Annotated in this window: 12 protein-coding genes; 9 read left to right on the top strand and 3 right to left on the bottom strand. The window is 73.8% G+C overall.

Annotated elements, in window-relative coordinates; all coding sequences use genetic code 11:
* Nucleotides 1–80: 80 nt before the first annotated feature.
* A complete protein-coding gene (locus IEY99_RS03215; RefSeq protein ID WP_189199142.1) occupies nt 81–1478 on the top strand; it encodes a hypothetical protein in 1398 nt (465 codons plus the stop codon).
* A 57-nt stretch (nt 1479–1535) separates the two neighbouring features.
* On the opposite strand, the gene IEY99_RS03210 is transcribed toward IEY99_RS03215, so the two are convergent.
* A complete protein-coding gene (locus tag IEY99_RS03210) occupies nt 1536–2570 on the bottom strand; it encodes a hypothetical protein (RefSeq protein WP_189199141.1) in 1035 nt (344 codons plus the stop codon).
* 73 nt (nt 2571–2643) lie between these two features.
* Here IEY99_RS03210 and IEY99_RS03205 point away from each other — a divergent pair, with 73 nt between their 5' ends.
* Nucleotides 2644–3531, top strand: a complete 888-nt coding sequence (locus IEY99_RS03205) for a TatD family hydrolase (protein ID WP_189199140.1) — start codon at nt 2644–2646, stop codon at nt 3529–3531.
* A 103-nt stretch (nt 3532–3634) separates the two neighbouring features.
* Here the strand turns inward: IEY99_RS03205 and IEY99_RS03200 are convergent, their stop codons facing one another.
* On the bottom strand, nt 3635–4057 hold the full coding sequence (locus tag IEY99_RS03200; RefSeq protein ID WP_189199139.1) for a hypothetical protein: 423 nt from the start codon (nt 4055–4057) through the stop codon (nt 3635–3637).
* 307 nt (nt 4058–4364) lie between these two features.
* Between IEY99_RS03200 and rsmA the strand changes: the two genes are divergently transcribed.
* From rsmA to IEY99_RS03175, 5 genes are all read left to right on the top strand, one after another.
* The gene (gene rsmA, locus IEY99_RS03195) at nt 4365–5264 is read left to right on the top strand and encodes a 16S rRNA (adenine(1518)-N(6)/adenine(1519)-N(6))-dimethyltransferase RsmA (protein WP_189199138.1); all 900 of its coding nucleotides are present in this window, start codon (nt 4365–4367) and stop codon (nt 5262–5264) included.
* Nucleotides 5265–5337: 73 nt separating this feature from the next.
* Nucleotides 5338–6285, top strand: coding sequence for a 4-(cytidine 5'-diphospho)-2-C-methyl-D-erythritol kinase (locus IEY99_RS03190; protein ID WP_189199137.1), 948 nt, complete (start codon nt 5338–5340; stop codon nt 6283–6285).
* Between the two features lie 71 nt (nt 6286–6356).
* Nucleotides 6357–8183, top strand: coding sequence for an ABC-F family ATP-binding cassette domain-containing protein (locus tag IEY99_RS03185; RefSeq protein WP_189199136.1), 1827 nt, complete (start codon nt 6357–6359; stop codon nt 8181–8183).
* Nucleotides 8184–8247: 64 nt separating this feature from the next.
* On the top strand, nt 8248–8733 hold the full coding sequence (locus IEY99_RS03180) for a DUF4383 domain-containing protein (protein WP_373293274.1): 486 nt from the start codon (nt 8248–8250) through the stop codon (nt 8731–8733).
* Nucleotides 8733–9191: a DUF4383 domain-containing protein gene (locus IEY99_RS03175; protein WP_189199135.1), complete on the top strand. Its 459-nt coding sequence runs from the start codon at nt 8733–8735 to the stop codon at nt 9189–9191. The genes IEY99_RS03180 and IEY99_RS03175 overlap by 1 nt, the downstream gene beginning before the upstream one ends.
* A 22-nt stretch (nt 9192–9213) precedes the next feature.
* Here IEY99_RS03175 and IEY99_RS03170 read toward each other — a convergent pair whose 3' ends face one another.
* Nucleotides 9214–9816, bottom strand: coding sequence for a TetR/AcrR family transcriptional regulator (locus IEY99_RS03170; protein WP_229798216.1), 603 nt, complete (start codon nt 9814–9816; stop codon nt 9214–9216).
* 520 nt (nt 9817–10336) lie between these two features.
* Here IEY99_RS03170 and IEY99_RS03165 point away from each other — a divergent pair.
* Both IEY99_RS03165 and IEY99_RS03160 read left to right on the top strand, forming a co-directional pair.
* Nucleotides 10337–17524: a type I polyketide synthase gene (locus tag IEY99_RS03165; RefSeq protein ID WP_189199133.1), complete on the top strand. Its 7188-nt coding sequence runs from the start codon at nt 10337–10339 to the stop codon at nt 17522–17524.
* Nucleotides 17525–17530: 6 nt separating this feature from the next.
* Nucleotides 17531–22183 (top strand): type I polyketide synthase, encoded by a 4653-nt coding sequence (locus tag IEY99_RS03160; protein ID WP_189199132.1) that lies wholly within the window; start codon nt 17531–17533, stop codon nt 22181–22183.
* Nucleotides 22184–22188: the final 5 nt, after the last annotated feature.

The raw sequence follows: 22188 nt of genomic DNA, 5'->3' as shown, positions 1-22188 counted from the left end.
CGGCGCCGTTCCAGCGAGAGCGGCGCCGTGCCGCGCCAGCCTGCCTCCTTCGCCCGGTCGTGGCCCTCGAAGGAGTTTTCTTGAACCGACGCCTTTCGCGTCCGCTGCTGGCAATCGCCGTCAGCGGTGCGCTTCTGACCGGCAGCGCCGTCGTGGGCGCGCCGGCCTTCGCCGCCGACACCGAAGCGACCGCGGCCGTCCACACCGCCCTCGGCGACCCGGCCACGGGCCCGGCGACGCCGGACGGCCCGGCCACCGGCACCCCGGAGGCGGGCCCGAGTACGCCGCAGACCGAGCCGAGCACCCCGCAGACGGAACCCGGCACCCCGGAGACCGAGCCGAGCACCCCGGAGACCGAGCCGAGCACACCGGAGACGGAGCCCAGCACTCCGGAGACGGAGCCCAGCACGCCGCAGACCCAGCCGAGCACGCCGGAGACCGAGCCCAGCACTCCGGAGACCGAGCCCAGCACTCCGGAGACCGAGCCCAGCACTCCGGAGACCGAGCCGAGCACTCCGCAGACGCAGCCCAGCAGTCCGGGGACCGGGCCGGGCACCCCGGCCGACACCACGGCGCCCGTCGGCAGCTTCTCGCTGCACACGACGTCGCTGTGGATCGGGCAGAAGGTGACCCTGAAGCTCGGCGCGGTCAGCGACGACACCAGCTCCGCGGCACAGATCAGCCGCGTGGTGAACTGGGGCGACGGCAAGTCGGACACGCTGCGGGCCGGACAGCTGCAGATCCAGAAGCAGTACACCAAGGTCGGCAGCTTTGCCGTCACCGTCACGCTGAAGGACGCCGCGGGCAACACCGGCACGGCCACCGCGCCCGCCGGCAAGGTCACCGTGACCAGCCCCGGCAAGTTCCGCCTGGACAAGACCAGCGTGTGGCCGGGTCAGCGGTTCTCGGTCTCGATCAGCGGCGTGCCGGCCGGCACCAGGTCCATCCGCCTGTACTGGGGCGACGGCTCCTCCAGCGCGCTCAAGGGCGCCAACCAGACGGTCTCCACCCTCTACGGCCGCAACATCGGCAAGGTGACCCTGCGGGCGACGTTCACGAACGGGAACGGCACGTCGGCGGCGGTCACCGCCGGCACGATCGAGGTCAAGCGCGACCGCTGGAAGCCGGTCGTCAAGGTCAAGAAGCCGGGCAAGTCGAACCGGCTGAAGTCCTGGAAGTACGCCACCGGCACGGTCACCGACAAGGGCGCCGGCGTGCCGTTCCTCTTCGTGCTGGCGACCCGCATCTCGGGCAACAAGGTCTACTGCTTCACCCCGAAGAAGAAGTGGAAGCGCGTCTACAACGAGAAGCAGTTCAGGAACTGCGTCCCGGTCGCGGTGAAGGTGTCCAAGGGCAAGTGGTCGCTGAAGCTGAGCGGCCTGAAGAAGGGCGACCTCTACGTCGACGCGATGGCGCGGGACTGGGGCGGCAACCTCAGCAAGGTGGCCTCCGTCAAGGCGAAGATCACTCGAAACTGAGCACGGCAGCGGTCGTCACGACCCGGGGTCCGGCGCCACGCCGGGCCCCGCGTCCGCTCAGAGCCGGTACGGCACGTCCACGACGTGGTGGTCGGTGAGCTCCCGCACCGCCGCCCACACCTCGTACACGCCGCGTTCGTAGCAGCGGGCGCCGACCGCCGAGACCGAGTCGGCGTCGGGGCGTACCAGCCGGAGCCGCGCCCAGCTGTCGTCGCGCTGCAGCACCCACGCCGGCACGGTGCGCCAGCGGGCCTGCTCGGCGCGGCGGGACAGGGACTGCACCGGATAGCGGGCGGCGCGGGTGAGGGCGCGAACGCGGAAGTCCTCCGGCGGGTCGGCGATCGCCTCGTACTCCTGCTCGCCGATCCGGCCGACGAGGCGAGCCGAGCCGGCGTCGGTGCAGGGGACGTACTCCCGGTCCGGGCTGACCCCCGGCACGCCCTCGAGCAGGTGCCGCCAGCGCGGGCCGGCCAGCCGCAGCCAGCCGTGCTGCTCGGGCTGGTAGGTGTAGAGCACCACCTCGTCGCCGGTGCCGGGATAGGCCACGAGCTGCGCGTTCGCCGGCATGGGAAGGTCGGCGAAGCCCGCGGTGACGAACTCCGGGATCAGATCGTCGGCGCTGGGGGTGAAGCCGGTGCCGAGCACCATCGCGCCGATCCGGGAGTGTGCCGGCAGGGCGGGCAGTCCGGCCTGGACGGCCCCCATCGGGATCTCGAAATCGAGCGGGTCGGTGGCGCGCCAGCGCAGCGCGTACGCGACCGGCTGGTCACCGGCGCCGTCGGTGCGCAGCACGGACAGCTCCTCCGGAGTGCGCAGGTGGGCGATGTCGCAGGCGCGGTAGCAGAACCCGTACGGCAGCCAGCCGGCCAGGTGCCCGGCGAGCTGGACCGCGGAGAGCACCTTGGTCATGCGCGTGCCGCGGTGCACGGCGGCGGTGACCCGGATCCGCTGCAGCAGGGGATCGTCCTGGTGCCCGGCGGACTGGCTCATGGACTGCACCTGTGCCCAGGAGAGGTCTCGGCGTAACGGCGCCATCAGAGGCGGCTCGAGCGGGTCGCTGCCCACGGCAGCGTCCTCACCGGTCAGGGTCACCTCGCCCAGCCTAGGGGCGACGGGTGGATTTCGGATGAACGCGAGATTATCCCGTGTGTGATGCTGGACGGCGATGAACACGCAACCGTCCGAATCCCGCAAACAGCGTGCCGCCCGGCGCGCCGGTGAGTTCCCGCCCGCGCCCGAGCCGCTGGCCGTACCCGTCTTCGACAGCCACACCCACCTCGACATCACGGTGCACGAGCAGGGCGTGCCCGGCGGCGGCGACGACCCGGTCGAGGCCCTGATCACCGCCGCGGCGAAGGTGGGGGTGGACCGGCTGGTGCAGGTCGGCGTCGACGTGGCGTCGTCGCGCTGGGGAGCCGCCCTGGCAGCCCGCCATCCCTCGGTCCTGGCGACCGTCGCGTTGCACCCCAACGAGGCGCCGACCTTGCCGGACCTCGACGAGGCCCTGCGGGAGATCGAGACACTGGCGGCCGAGCCGCGGGTGCGCGGGCTGGGGGAGACGGGCCTCGACACATTCCGTACGGGCGAAGCCGGGCGCCCGGCTCAGGAGCGCAGCTTCCGCGCCCACATCGCCATCGCCAAGCGCTACGGCAAGCCGCTGATCATCCACGACCGGGACGCGCACCAGGACGTGCTGCGAGTTCTCGACGAGGAGGGCGCACCGGACACTGTGGTGCTGCACTGCTTCTCGGGCGACGCGGAGTTCGCGGCGGAGTGCGTGCGGCGCGGTTACCTGCTGAGCTTCGCGGGCACGGTGACCTTCGCCAGCGCGGGCGACCTGCGGGCGGCCGCGGTTCTGACGCCGCCGGAGCAGATGCTGGTCGAGACGGATGCGCCGTATCTGACCCCGGTGCCGCACCGGGGACGGCCCAACGCCTCGTACCTGATCCCGGTGACCGTACGGGCGCTGGCGGAGGTGACCGGCCGGGACCTCGACGCCCTGTGCGCGGCGATCTCCGCGAACGGCGAGCGCGTCTTCGGCCCCTGGCGCTGACCGCCGGCGTCTCGAAAGCGCTCGGGCGCCGGCGTCTCGAAAGCGCGCGGGCGCCGGCGTCTCGAAAGCGCGCGGGCACCGGGCTCGTCGGCGCGCGGAAGGCTCAGGAGGGCAGGGGATAGGCGGCGCAGTCGAGGCGTTCGCCGAGGCCGCCGAGGAGCTTGGCGAACTCGGTCGGGGCGGCGTTCAGCGGACCTCGTGACACGAAGCGCACCGCCCAGCGGTGCCCCGGCGCGACGTTGAAGATGCGGTGCACCACCAGCGAGCCGCGGTCGTCGGGTTCGACGCTGGTGACGCCGCGATACCACCATTCGCCCTGCTGGGCGACCGAGCGGGCGGCCCGGTCGACGGTCACGGTGATGGTGCTGCCGTCCCGGGTGACGGTGAACTCGTCGCCCTTCGCGGGCTTGGCGGCGCCGGTCGCCGCGATCGGCGACCTCCCACCCGGCCGCGCGTCGAGCAGCACCGCGGCGACCTCGTCCGGCGTCGCCTCGACCACACCCCGCAGTTCGAGCAGCTCCGTCATGCCCTCGTTGTACTCCCTCCGCGCACCTTGTCGCTGCCCCGTGACTGACCGTCACGCGAACGGCGCCCGGCCGCCGCCGGAACGGCAGGGAGCGGCCTGCGGCGCCGTCGCGTGCACGGCGCCCGGCCGCCGCCGGAACGGCAGGGAGCGGCCTGCGGCGCCGTCGCGTGCACGGCGCCCGGCCGCCGCCGGAGCGGCAGGGAGCGGCCTGCGGCGCCGTCGCGTGCACGGCGACCGGCCGCCGCCGGAGCGGCGAGGGCGTCGCCTGCGGTGATCGTCGCCCGGCGGCGCCGTAGGCTGTGACGTCATGGCTGACGCACTGCTCGGCCCGGCGGAGATCCGGGAGCTCGCCACGCGGCTCGGGGTCGCGCCGACGAAGAAGCTCGGCCAGAACTTCGTGCACGACCCCAACACGGTCCGCCGCATCGTCGCCGCGGCCGGGCTCACCGCCGCCGACGTCGTGCTGGAGGTCGGCCCGGGGCTGGGCTCGCTCACCCTGGGACTGCTCGGCGCCGCCGCGCACGTGCACGCCGTGGAGATCGATCCGGTGCTTGCCGGAGCGCTGCCGGAGACGGTGCGGGAGCGGTGCGGCACCGCGAAGCTGACGGTGCACCCCGCCGACGCGCTCAAGGTCACCGCGGACATGTTCCGGCCGGCGCCGACCATGCTGGTGGCGAACCTGCCGTACAACGTGGCGGTTCCGGTCGTGCTGCACCTGCTGGCCACCCTGCCGACGCTGCGGGGCGGGCTGGTCATGGTGCAGAAGGAGGTCGCCGACCGGCTGGTCGCCGGACCCGGATCGAAGGTGTACGGCGTGCCCTCGGTCAAGCTCGCCTGGTACGCCGAGGCGCGCGCCGCCGGCCGCGTACCCCCGGCGGTCTTCTGGCCCGTGCCCAACGTCGATTCCGGCCTGGTCGCCTTCGCCCGCCGCGAGCTGGACTGCGACGTGCCGCGCGCGGTCGTGTTCCAGGTGGTCGACGCCGCGTTCGCGCAGCGGCGCAAGACCCTGCGGGCCGCGCTCGCCGGCTGGGCCGGTGGCGCCGCCGCGGCGGAGCGGATCCTCGTCGCGGCGGGGGTGGATCCCCAGGCCCGCGGCGAGTCGTTGACCGTACGGGAGTTCGCCGCGGTCGCGGCTGCCGCGATCTCCCTGGGGTACGGCGGTAAGCTCAGCGCAACCGGCAGGCGGCACGGGGAGGTGGACTCATGACGGCAGGAGCGGAGTCCGTCGTGCGTTCGGCGCCGCCCCGCGGACCCGTGCTGGTCACCCGGGAACTCGCTCCGTGACGGAGGCCTGGGGACCGGACGACGACAAGCCGCGCCGGATCGCCGGCCCGGTCCGGGTCCGCGTGCCCGCCAAGATCAATCTGCATCTCGGCGTGGGCCCGCTGCGTGCCGACGGCTTCCACGAGCTGAGCACCGTCTACCACGCGATCAGCCTCTTCGACGAGCTGACCGCGCGCCGCGGCGACACCCTCGCGCTGACCATGGAGGGCGAGGGCGCCGGCGAGCTGGAGCTCGACGAGAGCAACCTGATCATCCGGGCGGCCCGGGCGCTGGCCCGCAAGGCGCGGGTGCCGGCCCACGCCCGCCTGCACCTGCGCAAGACCATCCCGCTGGCCGGCGGCCTCGCCGGGGGCAGCGCCGACGCCGCGGCCACCCTGCTCGCCTGCGATCTGCTCTGGGGCACCGGCTTCAGCAAGGAGGAGCTGGCCGAGGTCGGCGCCGAGCTGGGCTCGGACGTGCCCTTCCTGCTGCACGGCGGCACCGCGCTGGGCACCGGCCACGGGGAGGCGATCAGCCCGATCCTGGCCCGGCCGACCACCTGGCACTGGGTGGTGGCGATCGCCGACGGCGGCCTGTCCACGCCGGCGGTCTACCGCGAGCTGGACCGGCTGCGCGACAGCCCGTGGCCGCCGACCCCGCTGGAGAGTCCCGACGAGCTGATGGCCGCCCTGCGCCAGCGTAAGCCGGAGGTGCTGGGCGCGGCCCTCGCCAACGACCTGCAGCCGGCGGCGCTGTCGCTGCGCCCTGCCCTGTCCGACGTGCTCAAGGCCGGCCACGAGGCGGGCGCGGTGGCGGGGCTGGTCTCCGGTTCCGGCCCGACCTGCGTCTTCCTCGCCACGGACGCCCGCCACGCGGAGCAGGTGGCGGCGTTGCTGGCCGAGGCCGGGGTGTGCCGCACGGCGGTGACCGCCCGCGGTCCCATGCCGGGCGCCCGCGCCGTCTGACCTGCGGGGCCCGGCGAGGGTGGACCTCCCCGCAGGGGCTTGTCGCCAGACAAGGTAGTCTGGACGGCATCGTGGCCAACATTGTCAATCTGGACCGGGTCAACAAGGGCTACGGCGCCGCCGGTCAACTGCTCACCGACGTCTCACTCGGGCTCGACGACGACGCCCGGGTCGGCATCGTCGGCCTCAACGGCGCCGGCAAGTCGACCCTGCTGCGGATGCTCGCGAAGCTCGAGGAGCCCGACTCCGGCCGGGTCACCCACCGCCGGGACCTGCGGGTCGCCGCCCTGCCGCAGAGCCTCGTCCTGGCCGGCGAGGCGACCGTCCGCGACGTCGTGCTGGGCACCGCCTGGCTGGCCGAGGGGATGGGCGCCGAGCACGAGTGGGCCGGCGACGCCGGCGTCCGTGCGATCCTCGACGGTCTCGGCATGGGTCACCTCGGCCTGGACACGCCGGTCGGTCCCATGTCCGGCGGTGAGCGCCGCCGGGTGGCCCTCGCCGCGCTGCTCGTCCGCGAGTCGGACCTGCTGATCCTCGACGAGCCCACCAACCACCTGGACGTGGCCGGCGTCGACTGGCTCGCCCGCTACCTGCTCGGCCGCCGGGGCGCGCTGGTCGTCGTCACCCACGACCGCTGGTTCCTCGACGCCGTCTGCACCGCGACCTGGGAGGTCGTCGACGAGCAGGTGCACACCTACGAGGGCGGCTACGCGGCCTGGACGCTCGCCCGGGCCGAGCGGCAGCGGGTGGCCGCGGCGGTCGAGGCCCGGCGGCAGAACCTGCTCCGCAAGGAGATCGCCTGGCTGCGCCGCGGCCCGCCGGCCCGCACCTCGAAGCCGCAGTTCCGCATCGACGCGGCGAACGCGCTGATCGCGGACGTGCCGCCGGTGCGCGACAAGGTCAGCCTGCAGCGGCTGGCGACCACCCGGCTGGGCAAGCAGGTGTACGACCTGGAGAACGTCCGCCTCGAGGCCGGCCCGAAGACCATCTTCTCGGACCTCACCTGGCAGGTCGGCCCCGGCGACCGGATCGCGATCCTGGGTGCCAACGGCGCGGGCAAGACCACCCTGTTGCGCCTGCTCGCCGGCGTCACCGAGCCGGACGGCGGGCGCGTGGTGCGGGGCTCGACCGTACGCCCGGCGTTCCTGTCCCAGGAGCTCAAGGAGCTGCCGGGGCACCTGCGCCTGCTGGAGGCCGTCGAGGAGGTGGCCAAGCGGGTCAAGCTCGGCGACCGCGAGTTGTCGGCGGGGCAGCTCGCCGAGGTGTTCGGCTTCACCGACAAGCGGATCTGGACCCCGGTGAGCGACCTGTCCGGTGGCGAGCGGCGCCGGCTGCAACTGTTGCGCCTGCTCGCCGCGGAGCCGAACGTGCTGCTCCTCGACGAGCCCACCAACGACCTGGACACCGACACGCTGGCCTCGCTGGAGGACCTGCTCGACTCCTGGCCGGGCACGATGGTGGTGGCCAGTCACGACCGTTACCTGGTCGAGCGGGTGACCGACACCGCGTACGGGATGTTCGGCGACGGCCGGCTGGTGCACCTGCCCGGCGGCGTCGACGAATACCTCGCGCGCACCACCGGTGGTCCGGCCGCGGCGGGCACGACCGGCGGGACGGGCGGGACGGGCGCGGCGACGCCGGCGTCCGGAGCGGCCGCCACCGGGAGCGGGATGTCCGCGGGCGAGCTGCGGGCGGCCCGCAAGGACCTGGCCCGGCTCGAACGGCAGTTGGCGAAGCTCGAGGACAAGATCGTCAAGATCAACGAGGGCCTCGCCGAGCACGGCAGCGACTACGACAAGATCATGGAGCTGGACGCGCAGCTCAAGGCCGTACAGGCGGAGCGGGCCCAGGTCGAGGAGGCCTGGCTGGAGCTGGCCGAGCAGGTGGGCGACGCCTGATCCGGGGGTGCTCCTGCAGGCGCCGAGGGGATGCGCGAGAATCTCTCCGAGACACAAACCGACGTTGGAGACGGACACCATGGCGCACATTCCGGTCAATCACCCGCTGCGGCCGCTCTACCGCGCTCTGGGCGCGCTGACCGGGGCCTACCTCGTCCTCTTCGGGATCGTGGGCATCATCGTCACCGCCGGTGACGGCCTGTTCGGCAACGGTGGGGACCGGGTGCTCGGCCAGGGCGCCAACCTGTTCTGGTCGATCGTCTCGCTGCTGGTCGGCGGCATCGTGGTGCTCGGCACGGTCATCGGGCGCAACTCCGACGTCGCGGTCGACAAGTACTTCGGCTGGGCCCTGCTGGTCGTGGGCAGCTACGAGCTCGCGGTGATCCGCACCGACGCCAACTTCCTCGACTTCACCGTCTCCACGGTGGTGGTCACCTACCTGGTCGGCCTGGTGCTGATCATGGCCAGCCTCTACAGCAAGGTGGCCCCGGCCGCGCAGGCCGGCGAGCCGCGTCAGGTGCGGCAGGCCCGGGCGACCCAGAACGCCTGATGGCCCACTACCCCGTCAACCACCACCTCCGCCAGACCTATCGGCTGCTCGCCGGCGCGTCGGGGGCGTACCTGGCCCTGGTCGGCGTCATCGGCGTTGCCGTCACCTGGGGTGACCCCTTCTTCCACCGGGGACCCGACTGGGTGCTGGGCCTGCGCACGAACCCCGCCGGGGCGTGGCTGACCGCCCTGCTGGGCCTGGCCGTGCTGGTCGCCGTGCTGCTCGGCGGCAACGTGCACCACCACGGCAGCCTCTTCACCGGCTGGGGCCTGCTCGGCGTGTCCATGGTGCTGCTGGCCCTCATCCAGACCGACGCCAACGTCCTCAACGTCTCGATGGTCAACGTCATCGTGCTCACGCTGCTGGGCCTGGTCGTCCTCACCGCCGGCCTGTACGGCAAGGTGGCCGACCCGGAGACCGCTCGCGGGGAGAACGAGCTGGCGCACCACAGCGCCTGAGCGGGTCGCCGGGCCGGAGTGCTCAGCGGATCTTCCGGGTCAGCAGGGTGGGCTTGGCCTCGAGGTGCGACAGGCCGTTCCAGGCCAGGTTCACCAGGTGCGCGGCCACCATCTCCTTCTTCGGCTTGCGTGCCTCGGGCCACCACTGGCCGACCAGGGCCACCATGCCCACCAGCGCCTGGGAGTAGAGCTCGGCGAACTTGGGCTCCAGCCCGCGGGACGTGAACTCGGCGCCGAGGATGTGCTCGACCTGGTGCGCCACGTCGTTCATCACGCTGGAGAAGTTGCCCGCCGGCTGCAGCGCGGGCGACTCGCGGACGAGCACCCGGAAGCCGTGCGGCTCCTCCTCGATGTAGTCCAGCAGGGCGAGGGCGGCCTGCTCCAGCAGCTCGCGGGGATGCCCGGCGGTCAGGGCGGCGGCGACGCGGTCGAGCAGGGCGCGCACCTCCCGGTCGACCACGACCGCGTAGAGGCCCTCCTTGCCGCCGAAGTGCTCGTACACGACCGGCTTGGAGACCTTGGCGCGCGAGGCGACCTCCTCCACCGAGGTGGCGTCGAAGCCGCGCTCGGCGAAGAGCTGACGGCCGATGGCGATGAGCTGCTCACGCCGTTGGGCCGCGGACATGCGTACGCGCGACGAGGACGGCGCCGTCCCGCCGCGGCCCGGCGCGGTGACCGGGCGCAGCCGTCGGCCCCGGGGCGGGTTGCTGCTCTCGTTGTGCTCGGTCACCCGGCCATCCTGCCAGCATCGGGCGGATCCACCGAGGTGCGCGGCGCGGCACGACGATCGTCAATTGTTAACAGCTTACGCCTACGTCACCGTAACTTACGGCGCCGCGGAGAGCCCGCCGGGACGGCCGCCAAGCGCTCGGCCGGGCCCGCCATGATCGCGCCCCGAGGCCCGGTGTGTGTTCCAGGCCACAGAACGAAAATCCTGCTGGCGGGCCATGAGACCGCGATATGGACGGCTTGTTGCCGGTCCGCCGCCGACAAAATCTGCACCTTGTCCATCGAGAAGGTGTAACGCCGCTGTAACTCCAAGTCGATAACGTGCGCTCCGAGCAACATTCATGTATCGACATCCTTCTTTCACCGCTGCCCTTGCATGCCTGTGCGACCGTTTCGAACGACACGGCGGGAGTCCGATGAAGACAGTGCGACAGACGAGCTCACTGGTCCTGGCGGTCAGCGGTGGCATCGGCCTGGAGCCGAGCCCGCATCAGGTCGCCGCCGCGGCGCGGGCCGGCGGAGTCGGCATTCTGGACCTGGGGCGCGGCGATGCCTGGAGCCTGCGCGTGCTGGCGCAGACCGCCCGCCGCGTGGGCGAGGGGCTGGGCGTGCGGGTCACCGCGGCCTGCGCGGCCACCGCCGCCGACCTGGAGCGGGTCGCCGGTGCCGCGGTCGAGCTCGTGGTCGTCGCCGCGGACGCCGGATGGGACGTCGCCGCCCTGGCCGGCCGATACCGTGTCTACGTCGAGGTCACCGACCTCGCCGAGGCCCGGGCCGCGGTGGCCGCCGGTGCGCACGGGCTGGTGGCCCGCGGCATGGAGTCCGGCGGGCGGGTCGGCGACCTCAGCTCGTTCGTGCTCCTCCAGCAGCTCGCCGGCGTCGGGCTGCCGATCTGGGTGGCCGGCGGCATCGGCCCGCACACCGCCGCGGCCTGCGTGGTGGGCGGCGCGGCGGGCATCCTGCTGGACACCCAGCTCGCCCTGCTCCCTGAGTCCACATTGTCCGATCAACACCTTTCTCTGCTGCGGCGGACGGACGGCACCGAGACGGTGCTGCGCGACGGCATGCGCGGCGTCGAGAGCGGCGGCACGCTGCTGCCCATCGGCCAGGACGGGTGGCTCGCCGCCGACTTCGCCCGGCGGTACGCGGACACCGCCGCGGCCGTACGCGGCATTCGCGACTCCATCCTGCAGGCCCTGGAGCACGCCGAGGCCGGGGAGGCGCTGAGCCCCGGCGCCCCGCTGGCCCGCACGCTCGGCGTCGACCTTCCCGTCGCCCAGGGCCCGATGACCCGGGTGAGCGACGTGGCCGGCTTCGCCCGGGCCGTCGCGGACGGCGGCGCCCTGCCCTTCATCGCCCTGGCCCTGGCCAACGCCGAGCAGACCCGGCGGATGCTGACCGAGACGGCGGCCGCGCTCGGCGACCGCCCGTGGGGCGTCGGCGTGCTCGGCTTCGCGCCGGAGCACCTGCGGGCCGCGCAGATCGAGGTCGTCCGCGAGATCCGGCCCGCCGTCGCGATCATCGCCGGCGGCCGTCCCGCCCAGGCCAAGGGGCTCGAGGCCGACGGCATCAGCTCCTTCCTGCACGTGCCCTCGCCCGGGCTGCTGCGGCAGTTCCTGCAGGCCGGCTCCCGCAAGTTCATCTTCGAGGGCGCCGAGTGCGGCGGGCACGTCGGCCCGCGCGCCAGCTTCCCGCTGTGGGAGGCGCAGCTCGGCGTCATCGAGGAGTTCCTCGCCGGGCGTCCCGAGGGCACGGCCGCCGAGCTGCAGATCTTCTTCGCCGGCGGCATCCACGACGAACGGTCGGCCGCGATGGTGGCCGCGATGACCGGCCCGCTCACCCGTCGCGGCGCCCAGACCGGTGTGCTGATGGGCACGGCGTACCTGTTCACCGCCGAGGCCGTCACCCACGGCGCGATCCAGCCGCTGTTCCAGCGGCAGGCGATCGAGGCGACGCGGACGGCGCTGCTGGAGACCGCCCCCGGTCACGCCACCCGGTGCCTGCAGTCGGGCTTCGTGGACGACTTCCACGATCTGCGGGAGCAGCTCGAAGGCGCCGGAGTGGAGAACCGCGTCGTCTGGGAGCAGCTCGAAATGCTCAACGTCGGCCGGCTGCGCATCGCCAGCAAGGGCATCACCCGCGACGGCGACCGGCTGGTGGCCGTCGACGAGGCCACCCAGGAGGCGGAGGGCCTCTTCATGGCCGGGCAGGTCGCGGTCCTGCGCGACGCCGCCACCACCATCGCCGGCCTGCACGAGCAGGTCAGCACGGCCGCCGCGGCCGGGCACGCCGACCGGGTCGCCGCCCTGCGCGTCGAGCTCGGGCTGGACCCGGTGCTGGAGCCGGAGGTCGCCGAGCCGCTGGACATCGCGATCGTCGGCATGGCGTGCGTCTTCCCGGGCTCGCCCGACCTGGCCTCCTTCTGGGAGACCGTGATCAGCGGCGCCGACCAGGTCGGCGAGGTGCCCGCGCACCGGTGGGACGTCGGCACCTACTACGCGCCGGAGGTCGGGCCCGGGCAGACCGGCCGGATCACCGTCTCCAAGTGGGGCGGCTTCATCGATCCGGTGCCGTTCGACGCGATCAGGTACGGTATCCCGCCCGCCGCGCTGGCCAGCATCGACCCCACCCAGCTGCTCGCGCTGGAGATCTCGCACCGGGCGCTCGTCGACGCCGGGTACGCGTACGACTCCGGCTACGACCACGGCCGCACCGGCGTGGTGTTCGGTGCCGAGGCGGGCAGCGACATGAGTCAGACGCAGACGCTGCGCACCCTGCTGCCCGGTTACCTCGGCGAGCTCCCGGAGCAGCTCGAGGACCTGCTGCCGACGGTCACCGAGGACACCTTCCCCGGGGTGCTCGCCAACGTCATCGCCGGCCGGGTCGCCAACCGTCTGGACCTCGGCGGCCCCAACTACACCGTGGACGCCGCCTGCGCCTCGTCGCTGGCCGCCATGGACTCCGCCTGCAAGGAGCTGATCGCCGGCGACAGCGACCTGATGATCTGCGGCGGCGCCGACCTGCACAACGGCATCAACGACTACCTGATGTTCACCTCGGCGCACGCGCTCTCGCCGACCGGCCGGTGCCGCACCTTCGACAGCACCGGCGACGGCATCGCTCTGGGCGAGGGCGTCGCCGCCGTGGTGCTCAAGCGGCTCGCCGACGCCGAGCGCGACGGCGACCGGGTGTACGCCGTGATCAAGGGCCTCGGCGGCGCCAGCGACGGGCGGGCGCTGGGCCTGACCGCGCCGCGCGCCGAGGGCCAGCGCCGGGCGCTCGACCGGGCGTACGGCGGCGCGGGCATCTCCCCGAGCGAGGTGGGGCTCGTCGAGGCGCACGGGACCGGGACGGTCGTCGGTGACCGTACCGAGCTGGAGACGCTGACCCGGCTCTTCACCGAGTCGGGCGCGCGTCCCGGCACCGCGGTGCTGGGCTCGGTCAAGTCGCAGATCGGCCACACCAAGTGCGCGGCGGGCATGGCCGGGGTCATCAAGGCCGCGCTCGCCCTGCACACCGGCGTGAAGCCGCCGACGATCGGGCTGAGCCGGCCCAACCCGGCCTGGAACCCGCAGACCAGCCCGTTCGCGTTCCACACCGAGACCCGGCCCTGGGCGGCGCCCGCGGCCGAGCGGATCGCCGGGGTCAGCGCGTTCGGCTTCGGCGGCACCAACTTCCACGTGGTGCTCAGCGCCCATCCGGCCACCGCCGACCCGCGGCACGCCCGCCAGCAGTGGCCCGCCGAGCTGTTCATGTTCCGCGGCACCACCGTGGAGGCCGCCCGGCGGGGTGTCACGAAGCTGATCGAGAAGCTGCCCGGGGCCGGGAGCCTGCGCGAGCTGGCCGCCGCCGCGGCGCGCGAGTCGGACCCGCGCACCGGCCCGGTGCGCATCGCGGTGGTCGCGTCCGGCGTCGACGACCTGAACGACCTGCTGCGCCGCGCCCTCGCCGGCGAGCACGACCCGCGCAAGGGCCTGATCCAGCCGCCGGCGAGCACCGAGCCGGGCAAGGTCGCGTTCCTGTTCCCCGGCCAGGGCAGCCAGAAGCCCGGTGCCCTGTCCGACCTGTTCGTCGCCTTCCCGGAGCTGCGGGAGTATCTGGAGCTCGGCCGGGAGTGGGCGGACCTGCTCTTCCCGCCGACGGCGTTCGGGGAGGAGGAACAGCAGGCCCAGGCCGACCGGGTCCGGGACACCCGCGTCGCGCAGCCGGTGCTCGGCATCGGCGGCCTCGCCGTCGATCACGTCCTGCGCCGCCTCGGCGTACGCCCGGACATGGCCGGCGGGCACAGCTACGGCGAGCTGGTCGCGCTCAGCATCGCGGGCGCCTTCGACCCGGCCACGCTGCTCGACCTGAGCCGGGAGCGGGCCGCGGCCATCCTCGCGGCCGCGGGCGACGACCCGGGCACCATGGCCGCGGTCGGCGGCACCGCCGAGCAGGTCACAGCCGCGCTGGCCGCGGCCGGGCTCGACGGCGAGGTGGTGCTGGCCAACCACAACGCGCCGACCCAGGTCGTCATCTCCGGCCCGACCGAGGCGATCGCCCGCGCCACGGCGGCGCTCAAGGACGTCGGGCTGCGGGCGCGGGCCATCCCGGTGGCCGCCGCCTTCCACAGCCCGGTGGTGGCGCGGGGGGCCGAGGCCTTCGCCGGCGTGCTCGCCACCCGGGAGATCGGCGTGCCCACCGTGCCGGTCTGGTCCAACCACACCGCCGAGCCGTATCCCGCGGATCCCGGCGCGGTCCGCGCCGGGCTCGCCGCGCAGATCGGCGCGCCGGTCCGCTTCGTCGAGCAGGTCGAGGCGATGTACGCCGCCGGCGCTCGCGTCTTCGTCGAGGCCGGCCCCGGTCAGGTCCTCGCCAAGCTGGTCGCCGCCGTGCTCGGCGACCGCCCGCACCTGGTCGTCACCGTCGACGGCCGTCCGGGCCAGGGCTTGCGCGCCCTGCTGACCGCCGCCGCCGAGCTGGCCTGCGCCGGGGTCCCGGTGCAGACCGGCTGGCTCTTCGCCGGCCGCGACACCGCCGGCCCGGCGGCACCGGCCACCAACCGTCCCACCTGGACCGTCGACGGCCAGGCCGTACGCGACCGCACCGGACAGTGCCTGCCCGGCGGGATGACCCCCGCCCGGCGCATCGAGATCGAGGAGCTCACGATGACCGCAGTGCAGGGGCCCGACGGCGCCCGGGACAGCCGCAGCGAGCTCGTCAGCGAGTTCCTGCGGACCAGCCGGGACCTGATCGCGACCCAGCGCGACGTGCTGCTGGCGTACCTGGGCGAGGGCGGGGGCGGCCGCCTGGTGTGGCAGCCGTCCGAGGTGACGCCGGCTCAGGCCCTCGCATCGGCACCGATGCCGATGCCGGCGCCGGCCGCCGCGATGGCCGCTCCGGTCTCGCCCGCGCCCGCCACGGCGGTCGCCGTGCACTACCCGACGGTCGCCGAGACGGAGGCCCTGCTCGCGCCGGAGCCGTCGCACTCCGGCCTGGACGTGCAGGGTGCCGTGCTGGCGGTGATCAGTGAGCGGACCGGCTACCCGGAGGAGCTGATCGAGCTCGACCTCGATCTGGAGGCGGATCTGAGTGTCGACTCGATCAAGCGGGCCGAGGTGGCCGGCGAGGTGGCGAACAAGCTGGGGCTGAGCGTCGAGGGTGACGAATCCGAGCTGGAGGACCTGGTCAAGGCCCGCACGGTACGGGCGATGGTGAGCTGGCTCGACACCCGGATCAACGCGAGCCCGGCGTCCGCGGCCGTCGCCGGGTCCGCCCCGGCCGCCGGGTCCGCCGCCCCGGCCGCGGTCGCCGTTCCAGCGATGGACGTGCAGGGTGCCGTGCTGGCGGTGATCAGTGAGCGGACCGGCTACCCGGAGGAGCTGATCGAGCTCGACCTCGATCTGGAGGCGGATCTGAGTGTCGACTCGATCAAGCGGGCCGAGGTGGCCGGCGAGGTGGCGAACAAGCTGGGGCTGAGCGTCGAGGGCGACGAATCCGAGCTGGAGGACCTGGTCAAGGCCCGCACGGTACGGGCCATGGTGAGCTGGCTGGACGAGAAGATCAACGCACCCGCCGCGCCGGTCACCGCCGCCTCAGGGCCCGTCGCCGCCGAGCCCGTCGCCGCCGGGCCCGTCGCCGCCGGGCCCGCCGCCGACGAGGCGCCGGCCCGGGTGGGCATCGCGCCGCAGCGGTTGATCGCCACCCTGGAACCGGCCGTCCCGGGCGAGGCGGCGGGCACCGACCTCGCGGGTGCCCGGTTCCTGATCACCGGTGGCGGCGCGACCGGCGTCCGGCTGGCCGAGCTGCTGGCCGACGCCGGTGCGAGCGGCGTGAGCGGCTCGACCGCCGACGACCCGACCGGCTTGGACGGGATCGTGCTGCTCGACGGCCTCACCACCGACGGCGGTCCGCTGCTGCCGGACGCGTTCGGCTTCCTCAAGCGGGCGCTGTCGGCCGGGCCGCGGTGGCTCATCGCCGCCGGCCCGGAGGGAGGCAGCGCGCGGACCGACGGGCTGACCGGCCTGTTCCGCACGATCGCCCGGGAGTACCCGGAGACCGTCGCCCGCTACGTCGAGGTGAGCGGCGCGGCGTCCGCCGACGACGTCGCCCAGGGACTCGTCGAGGAGCTGCACGATGCCGCCGCCGCCCCGGTGGTCTACCGCCGCTCGGACGGGCGGCAGCTCGGGCAGCTCACCGAGGCCGGCCTCGGCGTGCTGGCCGACGGGGGAGCCGGGCCGGCCGGCGACGGCGTGGCCGAGGCGCGGGCGATCGGGCTCGACGCCGACTCCGTCGTGGTGCTCGTCGGCGGGGCGCGGGGCATCACGCCGTGGTTCGCCCGGACGGTCGCCGCGGCCTCGCGGTGCCGGATCGAGCTGGTCGGGCGTACGCCGCTGCCGCAGACCGACGAGGACCCGGAGCTGGCCGCGGCCGGTGACAAGGCGGCGCTGCGCTCGGCGCTGGCGCGGCGTGGCATGCGCTCGCCCGCCGACATCGACCGCACCGCCTCGGCGATCCTCGCCGCCCGCGAGGTCAACGCCACGGTCGCGGAGCTGACCGGGCTCGGCGCCCAGGTGCGGTACCACTCGCTGGACGTCCGGGACGACGAGGCCACCCGCCGCCTGGTCAAGCGGATCCACGACGAGTACGGGCGCATCGACGGCCTGGTCTACGCGGCCGGGATCATCGAGGACAAGCTCATCGCCGACAAGGACCCGGACTCCTTCGCGCGGGTGTTCCGCACCAAGGTCGACGGCGCCCGGTCGGTGCTGGACGCGCTGGAGGGCTGCGGCGCCGCGCCCCGGTTCGTGGTCATGTTCGGCAGCATCGCCGCCGCGTACGGCAACCGCGGCCAGAGCGACTACGCGGCCGCCAACGACGCGCTCGACACGATGGGCACCCGCTGGTCGCAGGTCACCGGCCACCGCGCGCTGACGGTGCACTGGGGACCGTGGGCGCCGGTCGGCGCGCACGGCGGCATGGTCACGCCCGAGCTGACCGCCGAGTACGCCCGCCGCGGCATCGGCCTGATCGATCCGGAGGAGGGCGCGCTCAGCCTGCTGCGCGAGCTCGCCTGGGGAGATCCGGCGCAGACCTCGGTCGTCCTCACCGCGTCGGGCTGGTAGGCCGGCATGGAGCAGATCGCCATCGTCGGGATGGCGGCGATCTTCCCCGGCGCCGCGACCCTGGAGCAGTACTGGCAGAACCTGGTCAACGGCAAGGACATGATCAGCGATGTCCCGGCGGACCGCTTCGACGCGCTGTTCTACGACCCGGAGAACGCGCACCGGCCGGACCGGCTCTACACCCGGCGCGGCGGCTTCCTCGACGACCAGGCGGTGTTCGAGCCGCTGAAGTTCGGCATCATGCCGAACTCGGTGGGCGACATCGAGCCGGACCAGCTCATCGCGCTGGAGGTCGCCGCGGCGGCCATCGCGGACGCGGGTGGCGCGGACCGCCTGCCGGACGCCGACCGGATCGGCGTGATCCTGGGCCGCGGCGGACTGCTCAACCCGGCCGCCTCCCGCTACGCCAACCGGGTACGGATGGCCAGCCAGGTCATCGGCCTGCTGCGGGAACTCGTGCCGGACCTCGGCGAGGACCGTCTCGACCTGCTGCGGGACCGCATCGACGAGCGGCTCGGCAAGCACCAGCCGGAGGGCACGATCGGGCTGGTGCCCAACCTCGCCGCGTCCCGGGTGGCGAACCGGCTCAACCTGCGCGGCCCGGCGTACACGATCGACGCGGCGTGCGCCTCCTCCCTGATCGCGGTCGACCAGGGGATGACCGAGCTGGCGCAGGGCCGGCTCGACGCCGTGCTGGCCGGGGGCGTGCACCACGTGCACGACATCAGCTTCTGGTCGGTGTTCAGCCAGTTGCAGGCGCTGAGCCGCAAGGGCGAGATCCGGCCGTTCGACGCCGACGCCGACGGCGTGCTGATCGGCGAGGGCACCGGCATGGTGGTGCTCAAGCGCCTGGCCGACGCCGAACGCGACGGCGACCGGGTGTACGCGGTCATCCGCGGCAGCGGCACCTCCAGCGACGGCCGCTCGGCCAGCATGTTCAATCCGGCGAGCTCCGGTCAGTCGCTGGCGATCCGGCGTGCGTGGGAGATGGCCGGGCTCGACCCGACGGCCCCGGACGCGCTGGGCCTGCTCGAGGCGCACGGCACGGCGACGCCGACCGGCGACGCCGCCGAGCTTGCCACGGTGGCCGAGGTGTTCGGCCCGCACACCGGCGGCGGGGAACGTCCGGTGATCGGCTCGGTGAAGTCGATGATCGGGCACGCGATGCCGGCCGCCGGGGTGGCCGGCCTGATCAAGGCCACGCTCGCGGTCTACCACGGCGTGCTGCCGCCCACCCTCAACGTGGTCAAGCCGCGCGCCGAGATGGCGAGGACCCGCTTCCGGCCCATCTCGTCGGCGCAGCCGTGGGAGGGCACCGGCCCCCGCCGGGCCGGCGTCAACGCGTTCGGCTTCGGCGGCATCAACGCGCACGTCATCGTCGAGCAGTACGCGCCGGGCGGACCCGTGACCGTCGCCGAGCCGGAGCGCGTCGTGTGGCTGTCCGCCGCCACGACCGGCGAGCTGGCCGCCCTGCTGGAGCGCGACGACGTCCGGGAGCTGCCGCGCGCGTCGGCGGGCGGTCCGGTGCGCCTGGGCATCGTCGACCCCACGGACCAGCGTCTGGGCATCGCCCGCAAGATGGTCGCCCGCGGCGAGCCGTGGCGCGGCGGGCGGGACATCTGGTTCACGCCCCGGCCCCTGCTCGGCCCCGGCGGCGGCAAGCTCGCCTTCGTCTTCCCGGGCGTGGAGGCGGAGTTCGCCCCCCGGACGGCGGACATCGCCGCGCACTTCGGCCTGCCGCACCGGGAATGGACCGCCGCGGACCTGGGCCAGCACGGCACCGGCCTGGTCGAGGTCGGCAAGCTGCTGGACGCGGCCCTGCGCCGGATGAACGTCCGGCCGGACGCGGTCGCCGGGCACAGCATCGGCGAGTGGACGGCCGCCGCGGTCACCGGGCAGATGAGCACCCAGGGCGTCGACGCGTTCCTCGGCCTCTTCGACGCCGACAGCGTCGAGGTCAGCGGGTACGCGTTCGCGGCGATCAGCGCGCCGATGGAGACCGTGACACCGCTGCTGGACGGCTATCCGGGCGTGGTGCTGTCGCACGACAACGCGCCCAACCAGTGCGTCGTCAACGGGCCCCGCGAGCAGGTGCAGCGCCTCGTGGACGACCTGCGCGCCCGGACCATCCTGTGCCAGCTCCTGCCGTTCCGCTCGGCGTTCCACACCCCCGTCTTCGCCGAGGGGCTGCAGGCCATCGGCGCCGCGCTGGGCCGCTGGGAGGTGCACCCGACGGAGGTGCCGGTCTGGTCCGGCACCATCTCGGCGCCGTTCCCGTCCGATCCCGACGAGGTCAACCAGCTCTTCATCCGGCACATGATCGAGCCGGTCTGGTTCCGCCGGACCGTCGGCGCGATGTACGCCGACGGCATCCGCGTCTTCCTGCAGATGGGCGCCGGTCAGCTCGCCTCGCTCATCGACGACAACCTGCGTGACCGCGAGCACCTGGCCATGCCGGTCAACGTCTCTCGCCGCGACGGCCTGGCCCAGCTCCGCCGGGTGGCGACGGCCCTCTGGGTGGACGGCGGCGACCCGGACCTGACGGTCCTCGAACCGGCCCGGCCGAGCCCCGCGGCTCCCAAGGTCAACACGGTCGCCGAGCCGTCGGCCCGCAAGGGCCCGGCCATCCGCCTCGACCTCGGCGGCCCCCTGGTCAAGCTCGGCGAAGGCGCCGACCAGCTCCTCGGCCTGAGCACGGACCGAAGCCCACGAACCGCCCCGGCGGGGACAGCACCACAGCCGAACCCCACGGCGAAAGCCCCGCAGCCGCACGCACAAAGTCAGCCGCAGGTGCAGGCCCACGCGGAAGCCCACGGGGCGGCGCTGGCCGCGTTGAGCAAGATGGCGGGCACGTCGAAGGCCGCCGCGGAGCTGGCGGCCCTGCTCCAGGAGACCGCGAGCGACGCGGTCACGGTGATGAACGCCGCGGCGGCCCCACCCGCGCGCCAGCCGGTGATCCCGCGACAGAAGCCGGCGCCGGCCCCGCAACGTCCGGTGATCCCGCAGCAGCGACCGGCGACGCCGCCGGCGGCGCGCCCGGCAGCGGCACCACCGCCGGTAACCGCTGGGCACGGATCGACGGTGTCACGCGAGCCGGTGGCCGTACCGGAAAAGAAAGCAACCATCCACACAGCCGGACCGGAAAAGGAAAAGCAAGCGGAAGAGATCCTCCTCAGAACCACCCTCGACGTCTCCGTCGACACCATGCCCTACCTGCGTGACCACTGCTTCTTCGTGCAGCCCGACGACTGGCCGCGCGTGGAGGACCGGTGGCCGGTGGTGCCGGCGACCACCGTCGTGCAGCACATGATGGATGCCGCCGAGCGGGCCGCGCCCGGGCTGAAGGCGGTCGCGGTGCGCGACGCGAAGTTCAACCGGTGGCTGATCGCGGCGCCGCCGCAGCGGGTCGACATCACCGTCCGGCGGGCCGGTCCCGGGCTGGTCACCGTGATCTTCGGTGGCTACGCCCGTGCCACGGTCGAGATGGCGGCGACCTATCCGGAGCCGGCGGAGCGCCCGTGGACGCAGGACCCGGCGACGGAGTTCCCGCCGACGACCAGTGCCGAGGAGATGTACGCCGAACGCCTCATGTTCCACGGCCCGCTCTTCCAGGGCGTCACCGCGGTGCACGCGCTCGGCGACATGCACGTGCGCGGCATCGTCACCGCGCCGACGCCGCCCGGCGCCTTGTTGGACAACGCGTTGCAGCTCATCGGCAACTGGCTGATCACGACCCAGCCGTTCCGGACGGTGGCCCTGCCGGTCGGGCTGCGCCACGTCCGGTTCTACGGCCCGCCGCCCGCGCCCGGCACCGCCTTCGACTGCGTGGCCCGGGTGCGGTCCATCACCGACGGTGAGCTGATAGCCGACACGCAACTGTCGGTGAACGGCCGGGTGTGGGCGCAGATCGACGGGGCGACCGACCGGCGCTTCGACAGCCATCCGACCGCGCGCGCCTGCGAGCGGTTCCCGGAGAAGTACCCGATGTCGCAGCGCCGGCCCGGCGGTTGGACCGTGGTCTTCGACGCGTGGACGGACCTGGTCACCCGCGGCATGGCCGCGCGCGGCATCCTCGGCGGGGAGGCCGCCGTCGAGTACGAGCGCATGCCCGGCGCCCGGCGCAACCAGTGGATGCTGGGCCGGATCGCGGCGAAGGACGCGGTGCGGTTCCGCCAGTGGGACGCCGGGCACACGGACGTGTATCCGATCGAGCTGACCGTGCGCAACGAGCCGAGCGGCAAGCCGTACGTCGAGCTGCGCCCGGGCCGCGGCTACCAGGACTGTGCCGTGTCGATCGCGCACACCGCCGAGGTGGGGGTCGCCATCGCCGGTCCGGCGGGCGCCGCGGTCGGCATCGACGTGGTGGAGATCGCGCCGCGGGAGGAGAGCACCTACCGATACGCGCTCACCGAGGCTGAGCGTGCTCAGCTCACGGACGACCGCAGCTTCGCGCGGCTGTGGGCGGCGAAGGAGGCCGCCGGCAAGGCGCTCGGCACGGGACTCGACGGCGCGCCCCGCCGGTTCGAGGTGTGCCTCGCCGAGGGCACCGTGACCGTCGGCGACCGGGTCCTCCGGGTCGCGTGGCAGGAGATCGAGAACCCGCCGGAGCTTCCGGCGCGACGCTACGTCGTCGCCTGGACCAGTACCGAAGACCACTAAGGAGC

Origin of the sequence: Couchioplanes azureus (genome assembly GCF_014648355.1) — a bacterium.
Lineage (GTDB): Bacteria > Actinomycetota > Actinomycetes > Mycobacteriales > Micromonosporaceae > Actinoplanes > Actinoplanes azureus.
The sequence above is the reverse complement of the archived record's forward strand: the minus strand, read 5'-3'. Positions and strand labels throughout refer to the sequence as shown.

Coding starts and splice junctions, on each gene's coding strand:
- IEY99_RS03205 (WP_189199140.1), top strand. CDS start 2,644: ATGAACACGCAACCGTCCGAATCCCGCAAACAGCGTGCCGCCCGGCGC.
- IEY99_RS03200 (WP_189199139.1), bottom strand. CDS start 4,057: ATGACGGAGCTGCTCGAACTGCGGGGTGTGGTCGAGGCGACGCCGGAC.
- rsmA (WP_189199138.1), top strand. CDS start 4,365: ATGGCTGACGCACTGCTCGGCCCGGCGGAGATCCGGGAGCTCGCCACG.
- IEY99_RS03175 (WP_189199135.1), top strand. CDS start 8,733: ATGGCCCACTACCCCGTCAACCACCACCTCCGCCAGACCTATCGGCTG.
- IEY99_RS03170 (WP_229798216.1), bottom strand. CDS start 9,816: ATGTCCGCGGCCCAACGGCGTGAGCAGCTCATCGCCATCGGCCGTCAG.
- IEY99_RS03165 (WP_189199133.1), top strand. CDS start 10,337: ATGAAGACAGTGCGACAGACGAGCTCACTGGTCCTGGCGGTCAGCGGT.
- IEY99_RS03160 (WP_189199132.1), top strand. CDS start 17,531: ATGGAGCAGATCGCCATCGTCGGGATGGCGGCGATCTTCCCCGGCGCC.